The organism is Rhizobium sophorae (genome assembly GCF_013087515.1).
GTDB classification, from domain to species: domain Bacteria; phylum Pseudomonadota; class Alphaproteobacteria; order Rhizobiales; family Rhizobiaceae; genus Rhizobium; species Rhizobium sophorae.
The window spans coordinates 132,283-152,557 of the sequence record NZ_JABFCN010000016.1; the positions used below are offsets into that span (position 1 = coordinate 132,283).

At 61.5% G+C, this 20,275-nt stretch carries 19 protein-coding genes; 9 read left to right on the plus strand and 10 right to left on the minus strand.

What is annotated here, in order from left to right:
- Nucleotides 1–213: 213 nt before the first annotated feature.
- On the minus strand, nucleotides 214–1,257 hold the full coding sequence (locus G9X64_RS10120; RefSeq protein ID WP_168309794.1) for an aldo/keto reductase: 1,044 nt from the start codon (nucleotides 1,255–1,257) through the stop codon (nucleotides 214–216).
- 213 nt (nucleotides 1,258–1,470) lie between these two features.
- Here G9X64_RS10120 and fabD point away from each other — a divergent pair, with 213 nt between their 5' ends.
- The 7 genes from fabD to gmk all read left to right on the plus strand — a co-directional run bounded on the left by fabD (nucleotide 1,471) and on the right by gmk (nucleotide 8,034).
- Nucleotides 1,471–2,415, plus strand: coding sequence for an ACP S-malonyltransferase (gene fabD / locus G9X64_RS10125; RefSeq protein WP_168309795.1), 945 nt, complete (start codon nucleotides 1,471–1,473; stop codon nucleotides 2,413–2,415).
- 30 nt (nucleotides 2,416–2,445) lie between these two features.
- Nucleotides 2,446–3,183: a 3-oxoacyl-[acyl-carrier-protein] reductase gene (fabG, locus tag G9X64_RS10130; protein ID WP_168309796.1), complete on the plus strand. Its 738-nt coding sequence runs from the start codon at nucleotides 2,446–2,448 to the stop codon at nucleotides 3,181–3,183.
- 286 nt (nucleotides 3,184–3,469) lie between these two features.
- The gene (locus G9X64_RS10135; RefSeq protein WP_003547058.1) at nucleotides 3,470–3,706 is read left to right on the plus strand and encodes an acyl carrier protein; all 237 of its coding nucleotides are present in this window, start codon (nucleotides 3,470–3,472) and stop codon (nucleotides 3,704–3,706) included.
- A gap of 93 nt (nucleotides 3,707–3,799) precedes the next feature.
- Complete coding sequence (fabF, locus tag G9X64_RS10140; RefSeq protein WP_168309797.1) at nucleotides 3,800–5,062, plus strand: beta-ketoacyl-ACP synthase II; 1,263 nt, start codon at nucleotides 3,800–3,802, stop codon at nucleotides 5,060–5,062.
- A 182-nt stretch (nucleotides 5,063–5,244) separates the two neighbouring features.
- Nucleotides 5,245–6,462, plus strand: a complete 1,218-nt coding sequence (mltG, locus tag G9X64_RS10145) for an endolytic transglycosylase MltG (RefSeq protein ID WP_168309798.1) — start codon at nucleotides 5,245–5,247, stop codon at nucleotides 6,460–6,462.
- Between the two features lie 18 nt (nucleotides 6,463–6,480).
- Nucleotides 6,481–7,368 carry a YicC/YloC family endoribonuclease gene (locus G9X64_RS10150; protein ID WP_168309799.1) on the plus strand — a complete coding sequence of 296 codons (888 nt, stop codon included), beginning with the start codon at nucleotides 6,481–6,483 and terminating at the stop codon, nucleotides 7,366–7,368.
- Nucleotides 7,369–7,371: 3 nt separating this feature from the next.
- The gene (gmk, locus tag G9X64_RS10155; protein ID WP_025393970.1) at nucleotides 7,372–8,034 is read left to right on the plus strand and encodes a guanylate kinase; all 663 of its coding nucleotides are present in this window, start codon (nucleotides 7,372–7,374) and stop codon (nucleotides 8,032–8,034) included.
- Nucleotides 8,035–8,082: 48 nt separating this feature from the next.
- Here the strand turns inward: gmk and rsmA are convergent, their stop codons facing one another.
- The 7 genes from rsmA to G9X64_RS10190 all read right to left on the minus strand — a co-directional run bounded on the left by rsmA (nucleotide 8,083) and on the right by G9X64_RS10190 (nucleotide 16,540).
- Nucleotides 8,083–8,910, minus strand: coding sequence for a 16S rRNA (adenine(1518)-N(6)/adenine(1519)-N(6))-dimethyltransferase RsmA (gene rsmA / locus G9X64_RS10160; RefSeq protein ID WP_168316259.1), 828 nt, complete (start codon nucleotides 8,908–8,910; stop codon nucleotides 8,083–8,085).
- Nucleotides 8,910–9,938: a 4-hydroxythreonine-4-phosphate dehydrogenase PdxA gene (pdxA, locus tag G9X64_RS10165; protein WP_168309801.1), complete on the minus strand. Its 1,029-nt coding sequence runs from the start codon at nucleotides 9,936–9,938 to the stop codon at nucleotides 8,910–8,912. Before pdxA ends, rsmA begins: the two co-directional genes overlap by 1 nt.
- A 6-nt stretch (nucleotides 9,939–9,944) precedes the next feature.
- The gene (locus G9X64_RS10170; protein ID WP_168309802.1) at nucleotides 9,945–10,889 is read right to left on the minus strand and encodes a SurA N-terminal domain-containing protein; all 945 of its coding nucleotides are present in this window, start codon (nucleotides 10,887–10,889) and stop codon (nucleotides 9,945–9,947) included.
- A 183-nt stretch (nucleotides 10,890–11,072) separates the two neighbouring features.
- Entirely contained in the window at nucleotides 11,073–13,400 is a 2,328-nt protein-coding gene (locus G9X64_RS10175; protein ID WP_168309803.1) for an LPS-assembly protein LptD, read from the minus strand.
- On the minus strand, nucleotides 13,400–14,488 hold the full coding sequence (gene lptG / locus G9X64_RS10180) for an LPS export ABC transporter permease LptG (protein WP_168309804.1): 1,089 nt from the start codon (nucleotides 14,486–14,488) through the stop codon (nucleotides 13,400–13,402). The genes G9X64_RS10175 and lptG overlap by 1 nt, the downstream gene beginning before the upstream one ends.
- Nucleotides 14,485–15,666, minus strand: a complete 1,182-nt coding sequence (lptF, locus tag G9X64_RS10185) for an LPS export ABC transporter permease LptF (protein ID WP_168309805.1) — start codon at nucleotides 15,664–15,666, stop codon at nucleotides 14,485–14,487. The genes lptG and lptF overlap by 4 nt, the downstream gene beginning before the upstream one ends.
- Before the next feature lie 100 nt (nucleotides 15,667–15,766).
- Nucleotides 15,767–16,540, minus strand: a complete 774-nt coding sequence (locus G9X64_RS10190) for a phosphatase PAP2 family protein (RefSeq protein WP_168309806.1) — start codon at nucleotides 16,538–16,540, stop codon at nucleotides 15,767–15,769.
- Between the two features lie 144 nt (nucleotides 16,541–16,684).
- On the opposite strand from G9X64_RS10190, the gene G9X64_RS10195 reads away from it, so the two are divergent.
- Both G9X64_RS10195 and G9X64_RS10200 read left to right on the plus strand, forming a co-directional pair.
- Entirely contained in the window at nucleotides 16,685–18,175 is a 1,491-nt protein-coding gene (locus G9X64_RS10195) for a leucyl aminopeptidase (RefSeq protein ID WP_168316263.1), read from the plus strand.
- A complete protein-coding gene (locus tag G9X64_RS10200; protein WP_168309808.1) occupies nucleotides 18,175–18,624 on the plus strand; it encodes a DNA polymerase III subunit chi in 450 nt (149 codons plus the stop codon). The genes G9X64_RS10195 and G9X64_RS10200 overlap by 1 nt, the downstream gene beginning before the upstream one ends.
- A 117-nt stretch (nucleotides 18,625–18,741) precedes the next feature.
- Here the strand turns inward: G9X64_RS10200 and G9X64_RS10205 are convergent, their stop codons facing one another.
- Both G9X64_RS10205 and G9X64_RS10210 read right to left on the minus strand, forming a co-directional pair.
- On the minus strand, nucleotides 18,742–19,245 hold the full coding sequence (locus G9X64_RS10205; protein WP_168309809.1) for a hypothetical protein: 504 nt from the start codon (nucleotides 19,243–19,245) through the stop codon (nucleotides 18,742–18,744).
- Between the two features lie 72 nt (nucleotides 19,246–19,317).
- Nucleotides 19,318–20,244, minus strand: coding sequence for a Gfo/Idh/MocA family protein (locus tag G9X64_RS10210; RefSeq protein ID WP_168309810.1), 927 nt, complete (start codon nucleotides 20,242–20,244; stop codon nucleotides 19,318–19,320).
- Nucleotides 20,245–20,275: the final 31 nt, after the last annotated feature.

Sequence of the window (20,275 nt, forward strand, 5' to 3'; positions counted from 1 at the left end):
GACGGTCGAGAGCGGAGACACGGGAGGCTGGAACGCTTCCGTTCCGAACGATTTCCGTGAGGAAACCGGCCCTCCGTTCAGCCACCAGCCAGAAGACCGGGTTAACGAACAGGGCGGCTTATACGGATTTTTTGGGCAAAGGCAAGCGCAATCGGACACCCGAACCCGATGCAGGCCAATGGTCGGCATCGGGCCGGCGCCAAACAAATATGATCAAAGTGTCAGCGGATACTGCCGGTGCACCTTGGCGATTTCCGCCAGGAGCTCGTTCGAAAGCGCAATGTCGGCCGCGCCGATATCGATTTTCAACTGCTCCATCGAGGTCGCGCCGATGATGACCGAGGCCATGAAGGGACGTGACAGGCAGAAGGCGAGCGCCATGGCTGCCGGGTCGAGGCCATATGTTGCGGCGATCTCCAAATAGGCTTTGGTCGCCGGCTCTTGCAGCGGCTGCAGGCGGCCGCCGATATCGTGGTTGATCGAACCGCGCGAACCTTTCGGCCTGCCGCCGTCGACATATTTGCCAGTCAGGATGCCGCCGGCGAGCGGCGAATAGGCGAGCAGCCCGACATCCTCATGATGCGAGAGTTCGGCGAGATCGAGGTCGAAATGGCGGTAGAGCAGGTTGTATTCGTTCTGGACGCTGGCGACCCGCGGCAGGCTCTTCTGTTCGGAGAGCGTCAGATATTTCTGTATGCCCCAGGTGGTTTCGTTGGAAAGGCCGATCGCGCGGATCTTGCCTTCCTTCACCAGCGCACCGAGCGTTTCCAGGATGTCGAGCATATTGGCGACGGCCTTGTCGCGATCCTGGGTGAACGGATTGTAGCTCCAGTTCTGGCGGAAATGGAAATGGCCGCGGTTCGGCCAGTGGATCTGGTAGAGGTCGACATAGTCCGTCTTCAGCCGCGTCAGGCTGGCCTCGACCGCCAGGCGGATATTCTTTGCATCGGCGCCTTCGCCGCCGCGCAGATAATCGCGGCCGCGGCCGGCGACCTTGGTGGCGAGCACGATATCGCCGCGCTTGCCGGTCTTCTCAAACCAGCTGCCGATATAGTCTTCCGTCCAGCCCTGTGTCGCGGCCGAAACCGGGGTCGTCGGATAAAGTTCGGCCGTATCGAAGAAATTGACGCCCTTTTCGACGGCGTAATCCATCTGCGCATGGGCATCGGCTTCGCTGTTCTGCGAGCCCCAGGTCATGGTGCCAAGGCAAATCTCTGAAACGGAAATCTCGGTGCGGCCTAATGAATTGTACTTCATGGAAAAACCTTGGGAGAGAGGTGAAAGCCTTGGGAAGGTCCGCGCAAATCTAAGTTGGATTTGGCGGAGCGCAAGAACAAAAACCGGGCTTTTGCACGCGCGCGAAAGGCTTTGCGGAGAATGAGCCGCCACTTGACTCTGCCGGAAAGAATGTCAATTGGAGGCAAAACAGCCTTAAGGGGCGCAATCAGGGCATCAGCCAGGGACATGAGAATGACCATTGCTTTCACTTTTCCCGGTCAGGGCAGCCAGGCCGTCGGCATGGGCAAGGATCTCGCCGAGAATTTTGCCGAAGCCCGCGCCGTTTTCCAAGAGGTAGATGAGGCGCTTGGTGAAAAGCTATCGGACGTCATGTTCAACGGTCCCGAGGATACGTTGACCTTGACGGCGAACGCCCAGCCGGCGCTGATGGCCGTCTCCATCGCCGTCGTCCGCGTTCTCGAAGCCAAAGGGCTGGATCTGAAGTCCAAGGTCGCCTACGTCGCCGGCCACTCGCTCGGCGAATATTCTGCACTTTGCGCCGCCGGCACCTTTTCGCTCGCCGACACCGCGCGGCTGTTGCGCATCCGCGGCAATGCCATGCAGGCCGCCGTCCCCGTCGGCGTCGGCGCCATGGCCGCGATCATCGGCCTCGAACACGCCGACGTCGTTGCCGTCTGCGAGGCAGCGGCCGCCGTCGGCGCCTGCCAGATCGCCAACGACAATGGCGGCGGCCAGATCGTCATCTCGGGCGAGAAGGCAGCCGTCGAAAAGGCGGCCGCCCTTGCGACCGACAAGGGCGCCAAGCGCGCCATTCTGCTGCCGGTCTCTGCTCCGTTCCATTCGACGCTGATGGCGCCGGCCGCTGATGCCATGCGCGAAGCGCTGGCAAAGGTCGCCAAGTCCGATCCCGTCGTGCCCGTCATCGCCAATGTCCGTGCCGCCCCGGTGACCGGCGCCGACGAGATCGCCAGCCTGCTGGTCGAGCAGGTGACCGGTCAGGTTCGCTGGCGCGAGACGGTGGAATGGTTTGCCGGAAATGGCGTCACGACGCTTTATGAACTCGGTTCCGGCAAGGTGCTGACCGGCCTTGCCCGCCGCATCGACAAGACGATCAACGGCATCTCCGTCAACGGTCCGGCGGATATCGACGCGACTGTTGCCGCCCTCATGGCCTGATTGGTATCTCCAGATATAAGGAACGTTTTCATGCTCGATCTTTCCGGCCGTAAGGCTCTCGTCACCGGCGCATCGGGCGGTATCGGCGAGGAAATCGCCCGCCTTCTTCATAAGCAGGGGGCCGTCGTCGGCCTGCACGGTACCCGCGTCGAGAAGCTGGAAGCGCTGGCTGCCGATCTCGGCGAGCGTGTCAAGATCTTCCCGGCGAACCTCTCCGACCGCGATGAGGTCAAGGCGCTCGGCCAGAAAGCCGAAGCCGAACTCGAAGGCGTCGACATCCTCGTCAACAATGCCGGCATCACCCGCGACGGCCTGTTCGTGCGCATGAGCGACGAGGACTGGGACAGCGTCCTCGAAGTGAACCTGACGGCGACCTTCCGCCTGACGCGCGAATTGACGCATCCGATGATGCGTCGCCGCTATGGCCGCATCATCAACATTACCTCCGTCGTCGGCGTCACCGGCAATCCGGGCCAGACCAATTACTGCGCCTCCAAGGCCGGCATGATCGGCTTCACCAAGTCCCTGGCGCAGGAGATCGCCACTCGCAACGTGACGGTCAATTGCGTGGCACCCGGCTTCATCGAGAGCGCCATGACCGGCAAGCTGAACGACAAGCAGAAGGAAGCGATCATGGGGGCGATCCCGATGAAGCGCATGGGCACGGGCGGCGAGGTGGCTTCGGCGGTCGCTTACCTTGCGTCCTCCGAGGCTGCTTATATGACGGGCCAGACGCTGCACGTAAACGGCGGCATGGCGATGATCTGAAACGACAAACTGTTGGCGTGTGAATAATTCCGCCTATAGCATGTTGAGCAATCACGAACCGTTGATTTTCTGGCTTTGCGGCAGACATAAAGCATGTTAAGCGGGCCATGACTGTGAACAGTCGTCCCGAGAAAGCAGACGGACCGCCGGGCTTTTTGCAAGCCTGGGACATCTCTGAAGCCGGGTAAACGAGTTTGCCGAGGATGTCTGAAAACATCGCAGGCTGAAACAGGGTAGGGGTGCCGTGATGGCATTCCGATCAGGACATAAGGTCGAGGAAACCGACATGAGCGATATCGCAGAACGCGTAAAGAAAATTGTTATTGATCATCTTGGCGTCGACGCCGACAAGGTCGTCGAGAGCGCCAGCTTTATCGACGATCTGGGCGCTGACTCGCTCGACACGGTCGAACTTGTCATGGCTTTCGAAGAAGAATTCGGCGTTGAAATTCCTGACGACGCTGCCGACTCGATCCTGACGGTCGGCGATGCAGTGAAGTTTATTGAGAAGGCCCAGGCCTAATCCTGTGAATTTGAGAAAGGGCGGGCCTGGAGTCCGCCCTTTTCTTTTCGGCATATTTCTCCATAGAACATAAGAGACGGGGGAAAGCACGCGATGAGACGTGTCGTCATCACCGGTACCGGCATGGTATCACCCTTGGGATGCGGAACCGAGGTGACGTGGTCCCGGCTGCTTGCCGGTCAGAACGGCGCCCGCCTCGTCACCGAATTCGAGGTCGACGACCTTCCCGCCAAGATCGCCTGCCGTATTCCTATCGGTGACGGCACCGACGGCACCTTCAATGTCGATCAGTGGATGGAGCCGAAGGAGCAGCGCAAGGTCGATCCCTTCATCATCTACGGCATGGCCGCCGCCGACATGGCGCTTGCCGATGCCGGCTGGCATCCTGAAACCGATGAGGACCAGATCGCCACCGGCGTGCTGATCGGCTCCGGCATCGGCGGCATCGAAGGCATCGTCGAGGCGGGTTACACCCTGCGCGACAAGGGCCCGCGCCGCATCTCCCCCTTCTTCATTCCCGGCCGCCTGATCAACCTCGTCTCCGGCCAGGTCTCGATCCGCCACAAGCTGCGCGGACCCAATCATTCGGTCGTCACCGCCTGCTCGACGGGCGCGCATGCGATCGGCGATGCGGCGCGGCTGATTGCGCTGGGTGATGCCGACGTCATGGTCGCCGGCGGCACGGAATCCCCTGTCAGCCGCATTTCGCTTGCAGGCTTTGCCGCCTGCAAGGCGCTGTCGACCCAGCACAACGACGATCCGCAGAAGGCGTCACGCCCTTATGACCGCGACCGCGACGGCTTCGTCATGGGCGAGGGCGCCGGCATCGTCGTGCTCGAGGAACTGGAACACGCCAAGGCGCGCGGCGCCACGATCTATGCCGAAATCGTCGGCTACGGCCTGTCGGGCGATGCCTTTCACATCACCGCGCCCTCCGAAGACGGCGAGGGCGCCGGCCGCTGCATGGCGATGGCGCTGAAGCGCGCCGGGCTGACGCCCGCCGACATCGACTACATCAATGCCCACGGTACCTCGACCATGGCCGACACGATCGAACTCGGCGCCGTCGAGCGGCTCGTCGGCAATGCGGCGTCGAAGATCTCCATGTCCTCGACCAAGTCGGCGACAGGACACCTTCTCGGCGCTGCAGGCGCCATCGAGGCGATCTTCACCACGCTCGCCATTCGCGACAATATCGCGCCGCCGACGCTCAATCTCGACAATCCCGAACGGGAAACGGCGATCGATCTTGTTCCGCACAAGGCACGTGAACGAGACATCAACGTGGCGCTGTCCAACTCATTCGGATTCGGCGGCACGAATGCATCGCTCGTACTGCGCCGTTACGCGCAATAAGAGTCCTGCAAGCGGTGTGACGGGTCTCCCTTGCACCGCAGACCGGCCGTCCTCTACGTTGCGTAAGCGGGCGTGCGAAAGCATAACGACCGTCAGCGGCTCGTTGAACGGCGGCAGAACCTGCTTTTGCCGCATTGCTTCGCGAAATAGCGAAGTGAGGGTCAAGTTTTAGAGGATTGCCGGTGAGCGATACGACGAACCAGAGCAACGATACCCAGGCGCAGAAGGGACCGATTATCCCGAAGTCGCCGAGCGAAGCCCTGCGTCCGGAGCGCGTTCCGGAGCCGCCGAAGCGGTCCAAGAAAGCCCGCGGCCAGGTCGTTCTTTTCCTGAACTTCATCATGACGATGGCGGTTCTGGTCTGCGTCGTCGCCGTCATCGGCTTCTACTACGCCACATCGACCTATCGGAACCCGGGTCCGCTGCAGACCAACACCAATTTCATCGTCCGCAACGGCGCAGGTCTGACCGAAATCGCCTCGAACCTCGAGCGCAACGCGATCATCAGCGATGCCCGCATCTTCCGCTATCTCACGGCAACGCATCTTTCTGCCGGTGAGAGCTTGAAGGCGGGTGAATACGAGATCAAGGCGAGGGCCTCCATGCGCGATATCATGGAGCTGCTGAAATCGGGCAAGTCCATTCTTTATTCCGTTTCCTTCCCCGAGGGTCTGACGGTCCGCCAGATGTTCGACCGCATGCTGCAGGATACTGTGTTGGAAGGCGACTTGCCGGCGGCACTGCCGACCGAGGGCAGCCTGCGTCCGGATACCTACAAATTCTCGCGCGGCACCAAGCGCTCGGAAATCATCGAACAGATGGCGGCTGCGCAGCAGAAGCTCGTCGATCAGATCTGGGACAAGCGCGACCCCTCGTTGCCGTTGCGATCCAAGGAGGAGTTCGTGACACTCGCTTCGATCGTCGAAAAGGAAACCGGCGTTCCCGACGAGCGTGCCCATGTCGCCTCTGTTTTCCTGAACCGGCTCGGCAAGGGGATGCGCCTGCAGTCCGACCCGACGATCATCTACGGCCTCTTCGGCGGCGAGGGTAAACCGGCCGACCGGCCGATCTACCAGTCGGACCTGAAGCGGGACACGCCTTACAACACCTATGTCATCAAGGGTCTGCCGCCGACGCCGATCGCCAATCCCGGCAAGGATGCGTTGGAAGCCGTCGCCAATCCCTGGAAGACGCAGGATCTCTATTTCGTCGCCGACGGCACCGGTGGCCATGTTTTCGCTGCGACGCTCGAGGAGCACAATGCCAACGTCAAGCGTTGGCGCAAGCTCGAAGCCGACAAGGGTTCGGACCCGAACATCGCAGTCGACGGCCAGCCGGAGGAGCAGCCGGCGGATAATGGCGCGACCGTCGCGCCGCCGAAGAAGAAGAAGATCAACTGAGACTTTCGGGAGGCTCGCATGGCTTTGCAGTCCATGACCGGTTTTGCGCGGCGCGAGGGAACGAGCGGCCGCTGGCGCTGGGCATGGGAACTGCGCTCGGTCAACGGCAAGGGCCTCGACCTGCGTCTGCGCCTGCCGCCCGGCCTCGAGCGTATGGAGGCAGAGGTCCGCCGCCTTGCCGGCGAAAGCTTCAGCCGCGGCAACCTGCAGGCATCCCTATCCGTCACCGCCGACGAGAACCGTTTCGAGGCGGTGCTGAACAGGCAAGCGCTTGCCGCCGTGCTGGCCATGCGCGAGCAGTTGGACGGTGACATCGATCCGGCGCCGCTGAAGCTTGATACGCTGCTTCTGGTGCGCGGCATCGTCGAATTTCGCGAAAGCGAGGATGGCGAGGAGGCGCTTGCCGCCCGTGACGCCGATATCGCTGCCGGCCTGTTGGGCGCACTTGCCGATCTGAGAGCAATGCGCGAACAGGAAGGTTCGGCGCTGGCCCGCATTCTTCACGACCACGTCACGACGATCGAAGGCCTGACGCGGACGATCGAGGCCGATCCGTCGCGCTCGCCGCAGGAGATCGCCGCGCGGCTTGCCGCGCAGGTCGCCTTGTTGATGGATGGCATGGCCGCGCTCGACCGCGAAAGGCTGCATGCCGAAGCCGCGCTGTTGGCGACCAAGGCGGATCTGCGCGAGGAAATCGATCGTTTGAAGGCTCATATCGCCGCAGCGCGTGATCTCCTGGTGAAAGGTGGCCCCGCCGGGCGCCGGCTGGACTTCCTTGCACAGGAATTTAACCGCGAATCGAATACCATCTGCTCGAAGTCGAATGCCTCGGCGGTCACCGCCGCCGGCATCGAGCTGAAAGTAGTGATCGACCAGTTCCGCGAGCAGGTCCAGAATTTGGAGTAAGACATGAAACCGGCGAAATCCTCGCCCGTGCAGATCGCCCGCCGCGGTCTGATGCTTGTCATCTCGTCGCCGTCCGGCGCTGGCAAGTCCACCATCGCGCGCACGCTGCTGGAGACCGACAGGCAAATCGGCCTTTCCGTCAGCGTCACCACGCGCCAGCGCCGCCCGAGCGAAGTCGAGGATGTGCATTACCACTTCAAGAGTGTGCGCGAGTTCGAGCGGCTGCGCGATAGCGACGCGCTGCTCGAATGGGCCGAGGTGCATGGCAATTTCTACGGCACGCCGCGCGAGCCGGTCGAACAGGCCATGGCCGAAGGCCGCGACATGCTCTTCGACATCGATTGGCAGGGCGCCCAGCAATTGCAGGAGAAGATGTCGGCCGACGTCGTCTCGATCTTCGTGCTGCCGCCGACCATGACCGAGCTTCAGTCGCGGCTGCATCGCCGTGCCGAGGATTCCGAGGAGGTCATCCAGACGCGCCTCGCCAACAGCCGCGCCGAGATCGCCCACTGGCGCGAATACGACTATGTCATCGTCAATGACGATCTCAACGCCGCCCTCGACGCCGTCCAGTCGATCGTCAAGGCCGAGCGCCTGCGCCGCGACCGCCGCCATGGCATGTTCGACTTCGTCCGCGAGTTGCTGGAAGAGACGCCGTCACTTTAAATTACCGCATGTCCTGGGAAAGCCGATTCGGACGTTGCTGGAATTGACCTACAGGCTGTTCGCGAGAAGGCAGAATTCCTCGACCGACAAGGTTTCCGCCCGACGCGCCGGATCGATCCCGGCCTTGACGAGCAAGCTCTCGCCGCCGAGCGGTTTCAGGCTTTGGCGCAGCATCTTGCGGCGCTGGCCGAAGGCCGCCTGTGTCACCTTTTCCAGGTTGCCGACAGCGCAGGGGATGGGATTTTCGCGGGGGGTCAGTTGCACGACCGTCGACGTCACTTTCGGCGGCGGCGTAAAGGCCTGCGGAGGCACGTCGAAGGCCATGCGTGCCTCCGTCCGCCAGCCGCAGAGCACGCCGAGACGGCCGTAATGATCGTCGTCTTCGTTGGCGACGATACGCTCGCCGACCTCTTTCTGAAACATCAGCGTCAGCGACTGCCAGAACGGCGGCCAGGCTTTCGGCAGCAGCCAATTGACCAGCAACTGCGTGCCGACATTATAGGGCAGGTTGGCAATGATCTTGATCGGGCCTTCCGGCGCCAATGTCTCGAAATCCGTCTTCAGCGCATCGCCTTCGATCACCTCCAGCCGGCCGGGATAATGATCGGCGATCTCGGCAAGCGCCGGCAGGCAGCGGGCATCGCGCTCGATGGCGATAACTTTCCTGGCGCCGAGCGCCAGGATCGCGCGCGTCAGCCCGCCGGGGCCGGGGCCGACCTCGAAAACGGTCGCATCTTCGAGCGCTCCCGCCGTGCGGGCGATCTTCTGCGTGAGGTTGAGGTCGAGCAGGAAGTTCTGCCCGAGCGCCTTGCGTGCATCAAGGCCGTGACGCTGGATGACGTCGCGAAGCGGCGGCAGGCCATCGAGTGCTGCCATCAGCGGCGGCTTTCCGCGCTACGGCCGAGCTGGGCGGCGAGCTTCAGCGCCGCAACGAGGCTGTGCTCGCGCGCCAGTCCCTTGCCGGCAATGCCGAAAGCGGTGCCGTGATCCGGCGAGGTGCGCACGAAGGGAAGCCCGAGCGTCACGTTGACGCTGTCGTCGAAACCAAGTGCTTTGGCCGGGATCAGCGCCTGATCGTGATACATGCAGACGGCGACGTCGTAGCGCGCCCGCGCCTCGTCATGAAACATCGTATCGGCGGGCAGGGGGCCGATCGCATCGATGCCCTCGTCGCGCAGGCGCTCGATCGCCGGACGGATGACGTCCTCGTCCTCCGTACCGATCGCCCCGCCTTCGCCCGCATGCGGGTTGAGGCCGGCAACGGCGAGCCGCGGCGCCGCGATGCCGAAGCGCTGCCTCAGATCTTCATGGGCGATCCTGCAGGTTTCCGTGATCAGGTCGCCCGTCAGCGCCTGCGGCACGTCCCGGACCGGAATATGGATGGTGACGGGAATGGCCCGGAGCTTCGGTCCGGACAGCATCATCACCGGTGTCACCGGCCGGCCGGTCGCCCTGACGGCGAGATCTGCGAGAAATTCGGTATGGCCGGGAAACCGGAAACCTGCCTCGTAAAGCACGGCCTTGGCGATCGGATTGGTAACGACTGCGAGCGCCTCGCCGTCAATGACAAGCGACACGGCTTTCTCGATCGACGCGATCGTGCCTTTCGCCGTTGCCGCATGCGGTTCGCCAGCCACGACCTCGATACCGGCCGGTATGGTCATGACGGGCAGCGCATCGGCAAACATGCCGGCGGCCTTGCCGGCTTCATCGGTCTCGCGGATCGAGACCGCCAGATTGAGCTGGCGGGCTCTCAACGCCAGAACATCGGGGTCGCCGATCAGGAAGAAAGGCGGCAGCCCGAGTTCACGCCGCCGGAGCCAGGCCATCAGAGTAATATCCGGCCCGATGCCGGCGGGGTCGCCCTGGCTCAGCGCAAGCGGTCGCGAAAACGGTATCGCCATTGTCGGTCAGCGATAGGCGATCTGCGCCTTTTTGCGCAGTTCATCCAGATATTTCTTGCTGTTTTCGTTTTCCGGGCTGGCATCCTTGCCGGCCTTGGACTTGTCGAGATCTTCCTGGCGGAAGACCATTTCGGCGGCCTGGTCGTCGGAGACCTGCCGCTGGCTGCAGATTGCCAGATATTCGACGCCCTTGTCGGTGACGCGGGTCCCTGTCGTGTTGCCCTTTGCCTGCTCGACCAGCGGCTTCCAATCCGGCGGGATCTCGGGGGCGAGCATGCGGCCGAGATCGCGCACGGAGACGTCGCGCATCGTCGCCGCAAACACCTTTGCCTGATCGCAACCCGGAAATTTGGAGCGCGACGCCTCCGCCTCGCCCTTGCGCTTGCCGGTGATGGCGCCGCGCTTGGCTTGCGGAATGACGAAGATGATCTGCTGCAGCATATATTCCGTCGTCACCGGCTTCTGCTTGTTGTTCTGCATCATGCGCGAGACGAGATCATAGTTCGACAGCCGCGAGGTCGAGCCGTAGCGGGCGTTGACGACGCGCGGCCAGCTCATCTGCACGGCGATAAAACCCTTGAAATGATCGACGCCGACGCCGGCACGATCGAGGATCTGCGACATCTGCTCTGGGGAAAGCTTGTTGCCGCTCGAAAATCGCGCGAAGGACGCATCGACGTCCTGCTGCGAAACCGACATACGCACGCGGGCGACTTCCTGCCGCTTGAGCGTCTCGTCGATCAATTGTTCCTGGGCGGTCTTGGCATCGGCCTTCGTATGCTGCAGGCGCAGGAAGGCCTGGCGCTTGGCGACATCGCCGCTGGTGATGGCGGTGCCGTTCACCACGGCCTTGACTTCACTGGCCGCAAGCGCGGGACCGGCAAGGCCTGTCAGCAATGCAAGCGCTGCCCCGGCGAGGAACTTGGTTATGGCTTTTTTCGCGTCAATCATCTGTTGACCTCCCGATAGCGCCGCGAGACGTTGTTCGCGGCGTTCTTACACAGTGCGAGACACGCTGAAATCGCTTCCATCACGGCGCGAAACCCCTATGCCTCAGATACCGACTGGCGGCAATGTCCTGCACAGGCTTACGGCGAAAGAATGGCTTCAGGCCATGTTTGCGCCGATCGCCCGTCATTCGAGGGTGTCGGTACCGATCTTGATGTCGCCGAGCGTGCGGAAGGTCAGCCGTGCGCCGATCGTCCAGTCGCTTCCCGACTCGTCGTCGGAATCTCTGCTGTCCGTATAGGCGATCGTGAAGATCGTGCATTCATCGTCATAAGAGAGGCCGATCGTCCGCCGGCTGATCACATCATTGTTCAGATCCCAGGCAATGCCGCCGAAAATCGACCAGTAATCCTTGAACTTGACGCTGCTGTTGGTCTGGATCTCGTCATTGTCCTCGGCGAAGCCATATGCCGGTTGGGCGCTGAGATGAGTGTAGGTCAGCTGCGTCGAGAAGGTGTCGTTCTGGTAGGCCGTCGTCAGATCGCCGCGGCGGAACTCGAAATCTTTTTCGTCGAGCCGGTAGGAGGCCGCGACGGAAACGCCGTACGGTGTTTCGACGCCGCCAAGGCCGACATAATCGGAGCGGTCGGTTTCAAGGCCCGAATCCGCGCCGACATTGACGAGGTCATCGGTCGCAAACGAGTTCTGGCCGGCGATCTGATACGATTGGCCGAAGATGCCGTGCAGCTTGTAACCGCTGTCGAATGTACCGGTATACTGAACGCCGACATTGGCGCGGGTACCGCCTTCCACCCGGTCGTAACCGGAGAATTTGTCGCGGTCGAACAGCGAGGTGGCGTCGAAGACGAAACTTTGCGCATCCTCGTTCGGCAGGCGGCCTGCCAGCTGCTCGTCGGGGCGGGCATAGATCTGTGCGATCGGCTCGAGGATATGGGTGCTGTTATCCGTCGTCATCAAGATCGGATAGCGCATCTCCAGCCCGGCTGTGAACATCGAGCGGGTGGCGGAATTGCCGTCGATATAGTTGCCGGTGTAGCCGGCCGGATCATCCATGTTCAGCGCGAAGACATCGCCGCGCGCGGCCAGAAGCGGCGTGATAACCAGGCCGGTCGGCGTGACGTAGGTGCGCTTCCATTGCAGCTCGGCAGTCAGCCGCGAGGTCTGGCCTTTCAGGCCGCGGAAACGGTCGAAGCCGTCGACGGTATAGAAGTCATCATGTGTGCGCGAAATATTCGTCAGGTTGACATCCGCCGAAAGCTCGCCGCCGGCAAGCGGCTGCGGCGCCACATAGTGATAGTCGAGCGACGGATAGACGATCGCCTGCTGCTTTTCAGCGGTATTCGTCCGATCGGCATCCTGGACGTCGAAATAGAACGCCCGCATGTCGAAATAATTGCGTTTCCCGAGCCCTGTCAGGTAGATCTGGTTGGTACGATCCGTACCGGTCAGGCCGCGCAGCTTGTACGTTTTCGAGAAATTGTTGTCGCTCTGCATCATGACGTCCCAGCCGAACGTCCAGCGCGGATTGATGCGGAATTCGGCCTTCGATGTCACCATGCCACGCTGGCCGGCTTCGGCATCGCTGGTGCCTGAGCTGAAGTTGCCCGGCTTTGCCTGGTCGATGCCGGCGACGCGCAGAATATGCGTGCCATTTTCGAATCGTTGGCGAAATTCGCCTTCGATGAGGAAGCCCTGGGCGGTGTAGCCCGTGGCGGTGACCGTCGCGTCCATACTCGGCGAGATCACATAGTAATAAGGAACGGAAAGACCGAAGCCGAGATTCTGCGACAGGCTCATCGTCGGAAACAGAAAGCCGGACTTGCGTTTCACCGTATTGTCGGGAACTTCGATGAACGGCAGGAAGGCAATCGGATGGCCGAGCAGCTCGAAGCGCGCTCTCTCCAGACGGATCGTATGCGTCTCGCCGTTCTGGATCACCCGCTGGGCCTTGACCTGCCAGAAGGGGGCGCGCTTCGGATCTTCGGCGCAGGGAAGGCAGGCCGTATAGACGCCCTTGTTGAGAATCATCAACGTGCCGCCGACGCGCTCGCCGCTTTCGGCAACGATACGCGTGTTGTCGGCGGTCTCGATGCGCAGCGAGTTCAGGAACCCGTCGGCAAAATTGTCGGTCACGTCAAGGTTATCGGCATAGATACGATTGCCGTCGGGGCTGACGAGCTCGACATTGCCGAGCGCCATCATCCGGCCGGTCTTCTGATTGTACTCGACCTTCTGCGCGACCATTTTATAGCCGCCATAGTTGATCTGCACGCCGCCAACCGCCGACACCAGATCGGCGTCACGGTTATAGACGAGTTCATTGGCCGAAAGCAGGAGCTTGGCCCCTTCGGGAATATTCTTCTCTATATTTTGTTCGGGCGCGCTGGCCTGGCTGAAAGAGGCCGGGGCGCTGCCGAAATAGGAACATAAAGCCGCACCGACAAGCAGGGCAACCAGCTGTTTACTAAAATACTTGCGGTCGCCTGCCGCCACTAGCCGTCCTCCTGATGAAGCAGAATAGTCGCACCCAAGGCCAGCGCGACGACCACCGGTATCCACGTCGCCACGAAGGGAGGCACGACTCCACTGCTTCCGAATGCCTTTACAAGCACGGTGATGACATAAAGCATGAAGCCCGAAAGGATGCCACCCAGAATCACGGAGCGGGATTGGTTGAACCGGCTAAATTTTAGGGACACTGTTGCGGCTATGAAAGTCATGGCCACCAGCAGCAATGGCTGGGACAACAGGGAGTTGAATTGCGTCTCCAGCGCCTTGGTCGAGATGCCGAAGGATTTGGCCGCCGCAATCCGGTTGGAAAGGTCAAAGAAACCAATTGTTTCCGGCGCTGTCAGCCGCTCCTGGACGAAGTCCTGTTTCAGATTGGTGCGAAGTTGAACCGAAGCTTTACGCACGGGGATTTCGCCAGGCTTGCGCTCGACAACGGTGTTAAGTTGCCAGTAACCATCTTCCAATTTTGCCGTGGCGGCGTCCTGTCTCAGAATGACCTGACCGCGTGAATCGAAATGGATCAGCACCGCGTCGATCAGCTTGGTTCCGTTCTCCTGAACCGTCTGGGCGCCGATGATGACATCGTCGCGGCCGCTGATCTGGCGCAGCCACGGAATCTGCGGTGCCTTGCGCAGAATCGCGTTCTCGCCGCGCCAGTCGGATTCGACGAGCAGCGCTTGGCGCTGTCCCCAGGCGGCAAGCGGGTTGAGTGCCGTCATCGTCAGCAGGCCGAGCAGCAGCGAGCCGGCGATGAAGGGGAACATGAACTGCCAGACCGAAATACCGGCGGCGCGCGTGACGACGAGCTCATATTTGCGGTTGAGCCCGATCAGCACCGTCATGCCGACGAACAGCGCGATGAAGGGTACTGTCTGCTGCAGGATGAGCGGCAGGCGCACGGCGGTCATCAGGATGCCGCCGCCGATCGTGTAGCCGGGAAGGCCGGACATGCGGCCCGCCGTCTCGCTGAAATCGAGGAGGAAAGAAATCGCCGAGACGCCGATCAGGAACCAGCCCATCGTCACCAGGTAGCGGCGAAAGAAATAACGCGACAATGTCCCGAACATCATTGGGCAGCGCCCCCGCCGATCCGGCCGGTTGCAGCAAGTAGCCTTTCCTGCATCCGTCTCCAGAAAGACGAAATCCGGTCCCGGATGAACGAAGGCATGACCAGTCGTTTGTGCAGGCCGAGGAAGACGATCGAGACGATGCTGCTGACGATCGGGATGGCGTAGAGGACGGCGATATATTCAGGGTCGGTGTCGATCTGATTGGCCGCGTAGAAGGCCGCCCATCGCATCGCGAAGGCATAGGCGAGAGCGCTCACCATCGGATGCAGCCGCGCTTCGCGGTGCGAGCGCGCATCGCCGGCGATCGCCAGTGAAAACAGGGCAAAGACGACAGGCAGGATCCAGTCGGTCAGCCGCCGATGGAGTTCGGCGCGATAGCTTTGCGGCCGGATCGTATAGTCCTTGTCGGCGGGATCCGGATTGAACAGGAACCACAGGTCACGGTCGCTGGCGCGCAGCGTCGCCTGACCGCGATTCTCCGTCATGTCCGAGAGGTCGAAGGAATAGGAATCGAAATTGATGACCGAGACGTTGCCATCGGGCGTTTTGCGATGCACTTCGCCTTCATGCATGATCAGCGTCGTGCCCGTGTCGTCGACGGCGCCTTCCTTCGCATAATAGATCAGTTCATAGGCCGGGTCGCGCTCGTCGGCGACGAAAAGGCCCTTCAGCATGCGGCCCGCCATCCGCTGCGAGATCTGGACATAGAGGCCTTCATCGAGCTTGCGGAAGGTCTTTTCTTCGATCACCGAAGAGAGGAGGTCAGCATAGGTCTCGGCGATCATCTGGCGCACGACGGTCTTTGCGCGCGGCTCGACGACGTTGTCGACGAAGAAGGAAAAGACGCTGATGACGGCGGCAAGCAGCAGGATCGGGCGGATCAGCACGCTGCGCCGCGCCCCGGCCGCGTCGATGACGGTGAGCTCGGAATCATTGTTCATCGTCGTCAGCGTCTGGGTGATCGCGATAACGAGGGCGAAGGGCAGCACGACAGGAATGATCGACGGCAGAATCATCGTCGCCAGCTTGGCGAACGAGCCGATCGACTGGCCGCTGTCGGTGACCAGATTGATGCGCTGCAGAACCTGAGTCGTCCAAATGATCGCCAGAACGGGCAGGAGCGCCACGAGAAACATCTGGCCGACGCGCCGCAATATGTATGTTTCGAGTAGTTTCATGCCTGCCCTTGAAAGCACCTGCACGCCCAAACGGCTTTGCAGGAGAATCCCTCTACGCTCTTTGTCGCGCTTTTGCGACAAGCTGGTGTCAAAAATTCATTCAAATTTCAGAATTTTTTTGATGCTGTTGCGACTCAGTTAACGCCAGCAATGCGGCGAAGACGACAAGAGAGGAAAGCCATCCAAGAACGACGTCGGAAAGGTAGTGTGCGCCGAAGGATAGCCGCATCGCCGGGGTGAGGATCGAGATCGCCGCCACGGGCGGTGCCAGCGCATAACGCAGGGATTTTGGAACGAAGAGCAGAAGGCAGAGGAGCCAGCCGGCACTCGCCGCCTCGCCGGAGACGAACGAGCAGTTCGAAACGCATTTTCCGGCAAGCGAACCGGCCTCGACGAAATGCAGCGTACCGCCGAAAATGTCCGTCTGTATCGGCCGCGGCCGGCCCCAATGTTCCTTCAGGACGACATTGACGAGCAGCACCGGCCCGATCAGCAGCGTTCCGAGCGCGACTTTGAGCTTTTGCGCCCGTACGGCGTTGAAGGTCGCGCCATGCTGCTGGTAGCATTCGACGAGTTTCCACGCCATCACGATCGCCACCACATAGGGCAATCGGAAGAAGACGGTGCGCAGCAGGTCGAAGGTCGCGACGTCGCGATAGGGAAAGCCGCCGCAGATGCTCCCGGCAGCAGCAGTCGCGTCGCAACCTGCGCCCACGAAGAAAAGCTGGGAAAAATAGATGTCTATTCCGGGAAAGGCGCGGAAGACGGCAAGCAGCGCCCACCACATCCAAAACAGCAGCATGAATGCGCCGAAAGTCGTTTTCGGCAGGCGGATTGCCAAGCCCCGCCATCGATTTTTCGAAAAAACTGTCAACGCGAATATCTACGAAACTGACGAAAACATGAGAGCCCTGATGGCTGCGGGCGACCATAACAATTGTCGCAAGCCATTGACAGACCCGCCAAACGCGAAATTATCCGCGAGGGACGGATTTCAAAGAATCCCAGCGGAGAAGACATGTCAGTAAAGTTGGAAATTTCATTCTCGAAGTCGGCAAAGCTCAACGGCGGCCTGGCGATCCTGTTGAAGACTGCGGAGGCCGACAGCGCTGCCGGCGCCGATACGGTCGACCCGGCAGGTGTGATCGCCAAAGCTGCCAGGATCGCCCGATTCTCCGCGAAATCCATGAGCGGGCTCGATATCGTCGCACCCGAAGGCGCGCCCGTCGAGCGCATCGTCGTCATCGGCCTCGGCAAGGCCGCCGAACTCACCGGCCATGACTGGCTGAAGGCGGGCGGTGCTGCGGCTTCGAGAATCAAGAACACCGACAAGGCCGCTGTCTTCATCGACGTGCCGGGGCTCGATACCAGCGCGCGGGCAGCCGCCGATTTTGCGCTCGGCATGCTGCTGCGCGCCTATAGCTTCGACACCTACAAAACGAAGAAAGGCGACGAGGAAGAAAAACCGGCGAAGTCCGTCAAGGTGACGATCGTCACCGCCGATCCGGGTGGTGCCAAGAAGGCGTTTTCCGATTCCGAAGCGATTGCCGGGGGCGTCAATCTTGCCCGTGACCTCGTCAACGAACCGCCGAACGTGCTCGGTCCCGTCGAGTTCGCCGCCAAGGCGAAGGAACTGGAAAAGCTCGGCGTCGAAGTGGAAATCCTGACGGAGCGCGAAATGCGCCGCCTCGGCATGGGCGCCCTTCTCGGCGTCGCCCAGGGCTCCGTGCGTCCGCCACGCCTGGCGATCATGCAGTGGAAGGGCGGCAAGGGCAAGGATCGCCCCGTCGCCTTCATCGGCAAGGGTGTCGTCTTCGATACCGGCGGCATTTCGATCAAGCCGGCGGCCGGCATGGAAGACATGAAGGGCGATATGGGCGGTGCGGCAGCCGTCACCGGCCTCATGCATGTGCTCGCCTCCCGCAAGGCCGCCGTCAATGCCGTCGGCATCATCGGCCTGGTCGAGAACATGCCTGACGGTAACGCCCAGCGTCCGGGCGACATCGTCACCTCGATGTCCGGCCAGACGATCGAGGTGATCAACACCGATGCCGAAGGCCGCCTCGTGCTCTGCGATGCGCTCTGGTACTGCAACGACCGCTTCAAGCCGCAGTTCATGATCAATCTCGCCACGCTGACCGGGGCGATCGTCGTGGCGCTCGGCAATGTGCATGCCGGCCTGTTCTCCAATGACGACCAGCTTTCCGCCCAACTGACGGCAGCCGGTCTTTCGAGCAACGAAAAACTCTGGCGCATGCCGCTCGGCAAGGATTACGACAAGCTGATCGACAGCAAGTTCGCCGATATGAAGAACACCGGCGGCCGACAGGCCGGCTCGATCACGGCCGCGCATTTCCTCAAGCGCTTCGTGCAGGACACGCCCTGGGCGCATCTCGATATTGCCGGCACGGCGATGGGCTCGCCGCAGGACGAGATCAACCAGTCCTGGGGTTCCGGCTTCGGCGTGCGGCTGCTCGATGAGCTCGTTCGCGCCCATTATGAATCCTGATGACAGACGTTCTCTTCTATCATCTTACCGAATCCAGGCTGGAGGACGCGCTTCCGCCGCTCATCGACAAAAGCGTCGAGCGCGGCTGGCGTGTTGCCGTCCAGACGCGCGAACCGGCGCGGCGTGATGCTCTCGATCAGCATCTTTGGACTTTCCGCGAGGAGAGCTTCCTGCCGCACGGCACCGACGAGGCGGATTTCGCCGAAAGCCAGCCGGTGCTTTTGACCGTGACGCCGGACAATGCCAATGCGGCGACCGTGCGTTTCATCATCGACGGCGCCGAGCCGCCGCCGGTCGATGCCTATGAGCGCATCGTCTTCATGTTCGACGGTCACGACCAGGAGCAACTGGAATCCGCCCGTGCGCAATGGAAGAAGCTGAAAGGCGAGGGGCATAACCTCGCCTATTGGCAGCAGACACCGGAAGGGCGGTGGGAGAAGAAGGCCTGAGCGTTTCGCCACGACGCCACAGCGCCGCGCGTCTTTTCAGACATGCAAAGGACGCTGTAACACTTTGAATGGCTGTATGAAGCCGTCCAACTTCGCTCTCCCGGCGAGCGAATACCGCTACCGTTTCGAACCTTTGTCCTCGTCGAGGTTCGTCAGGATATTGAGGGGCACGATCCCGCCAGCACTTTCCGACGCGTCGAGCGCCTCGACTGCCAAAACCTGCTTTCCATTCGGACTGACAAAAGCGAATGCCCACGCCTTGTCGGCAAAGGTGCTGACCGGCATTTCCGCCCAGCCGGCTTGATGGACAAGGCGTTCGGCATAATAAGTCTTGATGGTCTGCGGCTCGGTGGTGCTGGCGAGATTGCGCGACAGGATACGCATGGACTTCTCTCCGAACCGCCCTTCCAGTTGGCCCAGCACCTTGCTGGTGGCCTGCCAATCCTGGGCCTGGGTCGCCGATCCGAAGGAATATTCCTCGGATCGGGAAACGCCCGGTGCATCAGGCGGCATGACGACCTCTTCGCCCCAACATGCTGCAAGGCTGAGAAGCGGCACCACAAGAATGCCAATCTTCAACACGCGGAAAAATCGGCCCTTGCGGCCAGTTCTGTTGCTCATGAGCGGCCGCCCCCGAACACTATTGCCATAGGCCGGCAAATCTTGCCGGTTTCTATGACGTTATTGCGACGCTCAGTCGTGGAAGGCGTCGACGAATTTGCGCTTGCCGAGCATGAAGGCATCGGCGACGTGGCGCAGCGGCGCGAGGTCGACATCCGATTTGCCGGCCTTGATGATTTCGGCGAAGCGACGGTAGAGCGAGGGATATTCCTGCTCCGGCTCGGCGAATCTGAGCGCGCCGTCGATCAAAAGCTTGGCGCCGCCCTCGGCGAGCACCATCTGGCCCGCTGCCGTCTCCGCGACGATGTCCCAGCTCTGCTTGCCGGTCTGTCGCCAGTCGAATTCGGCCTGAACCGGCAGGCCGTCCGCATTGCGGAAGTGAATGTCGGCCGCGATCGGCGCGTCGCGGTTGTCGGGAAATTCGAGCACCGCCTCGGTGATGAAGATCGGCCGTGGCAGGATATGGGTGACGATCGACAGCGCGTTGATGCCGGGATCGAAAACGCCGAGGCCGCCAGCCTGCCAGATCCATTCCTGGTTCGGATGCCAATGGCGGACATCCTCCTTCCAGATCACATGCACGCTTTCAATCGTCGTCGAGGCAAGAAACGCCTTGGCAGCCTCGACGCCCGGTGCATAGCGCGAATGCCAGCTGGCAAAGAGCGACGCACCCTGCTTGTTTGCCAGCGCTTCAAGGTCGGCCACTTCGCTGAGCGTCGCGCCGGGCGGCTTTTCCAGGAAGACGTGCTTGCCGGCGACGAGCGCCTTATAGGCCGCCTCGTAGCGATATTGCGGCGGCATGCAGAGCGAAACGGCATCGATCGAGGGCTCGGCGTCGAGCATCGCTTCGATCGTCGTATAACTCTTGACGCCTTCGACCGTGCCGTGGCGGCTTGCCGTGGCGACGAGTTCGAAATCCGGGTTCTTGGCGATGGAGGGAAGGTGCTGGTCGCGGACGATCTTGCCGACGCCGACGATGGCGAGATTGATAGGAGACATGGTGTTTCGCTCGAGCCTGTATGAAAAGTAT